This window comes from Calidithermus terrae, from assembly GCF_003574345.1.
In the GTDB taxonomy this organism is placed as follows: domain Bacteria; phylum Deinococcota; class Deinococci; order Deinococcales; family Thermaceae; genus Calidithermus; species Calidithermus chliarophilus.
Genome location: NZ_QXDL01000417.1, coordinates 1 through 1384, shown reverse-complemented (window position 1 = coordinate 1384; position 1384 = coordinate 1). Strand labels below are relative to the sequence as shown.

At 74.2% G+C, this 1384-nt stretch carries 2 protein-coding genes; both read left to right on the top strand.

The genetic code is table 11. The features are described 5' to 3' along the window. The coding region (locus tag Mterra_RS22715) for a hypothetical protein (RefSeq protein WP_170159783.1) at positions 1-263 on the top strand (263 nt) is incomplete at its 5' end. Next, positions 260-1384 (top strand): Pvc16 family protein (locus Mterra_RS21265; protein ID WP_119316876.1); only part of this gene is annotated, 1125 nt, incomplete at its 3' end. The genes Mterra_RS22715 and Mterra_RS21265, both read left to right, overlap by 4 nt.

The following is a 1384-nucleotide window of genomic DNA, read 5'->3' as shown; positions in this document are numbered from 1 at the left end:
GCCCACGCCCCGCCCTGGAGGCCCCGGCGCTGCTGGGGCGGCCGGCCGGCGAAGAGCGCGGCTCGAGCCTGCTCCCGGCCCCGCCTCAGCACGTGAGCCTGCCGGAAGCCCGGCCCGCCGCGCCGGAGGCCCCGGTCATCCGGGTCCACATCGGGCGCGTCGAGGTGCGGGCGCTGTTCGGCCCGCCGCCCGAGGGGCCCAAGGCCAAGGCCGCCCCGCAGGGGCTGAGCCTCGAGGACTTCCTCAAGGGGAAAGGCCGATGAGCAACGCCCTCGCCATCACCACCGTCAGCGCGCTGTTGCAGTGGCTGCTCGCCAACCGCTTCGGCCAGCCCGACGTCTCGCTGGGCGGGCAGGTCAAGGTGACCGCCCAGCCCCCGGACCAGGTCAAGGTGGAGGGCAACGGGCTCTTGCAGCTCAACCTCTTCCTCTACCAGGTCAGCCCCAACCCCGGCTGGCGCAACGCCGCGCTCCCCGCCCGCGACGAGCGCGGCGAGCGGGTGAGCAACCCGCCGCTGGCGCTCGACCTGCACTACCTGCTCACCGCCTACGCCAACTCCAACCTCCACGCCGAGGCCCTGCTGGGCTACGCGATGCAGGTGCTGCACGAGATGGGGGTGCTCACGCGCGACTACATCCGAAGCAGCCTCCAGGCCATCGCCTCCGACGCCACGGTGCCGCTGGAGATCCGGAGCAGGCTGGGCGAGGTGGGGCTCGAGCGGCAGCTCGAGCAGATCAAGCTCAGCCCCGAGGTGCTCTCGACGGAGGAGCACTCGAGGCTGTGGTCGGCGATGCAGGCCAAGTACCGGCCCACCGTGGCCTACCAGGTCTCGGTGGTGCTCATCGAGGCCCAGCGCTCGAGGCGGGCGGCGCTGCCGGTGCGCCCGGAGGGGGTGGGGGTTTATGCCCGGCCCTTCCGCTTCCCGCGGCTCGAGGCCGTGCGGGCCAAGCCCGGCGCCGGCGCCGGGTTGCTGCCCCCCTCCGAGCCCATCCTCAGCGGCTACCACCTGGTGCTGCAGGGGCAGAACCTGCGCGGCGAGGTCACGCAGGTGCGGGTGGGCGGGCAGAGCCTCACCCCGGCGCAGCTCAGCGACACCGAGGTGAGCTTCCCGCTGCCCGCGGGCCTGCGGGCCGGGCCCCAGACCGTGGCGGTGCAGCAGTTCCTCCTCCTGGGCGAGCCGCCCGCGACCTTCACCCGCGCGGGCGAGGCCTCCAACCCGCTGGCCTTCCTGCTCAGCCCCACCGTGAGCGCGGCCAAGGTGGGGGGCAACCTCGAGCTCACCTTCACCCCCCGCGTGGGGCGCGACCAGCGGGTCACGCTGCTGCTCAACGAGTTCGACCCCACCCCGCCGGCCGGCCGGCCCCTGCGGGCCTACAGCTTCCCC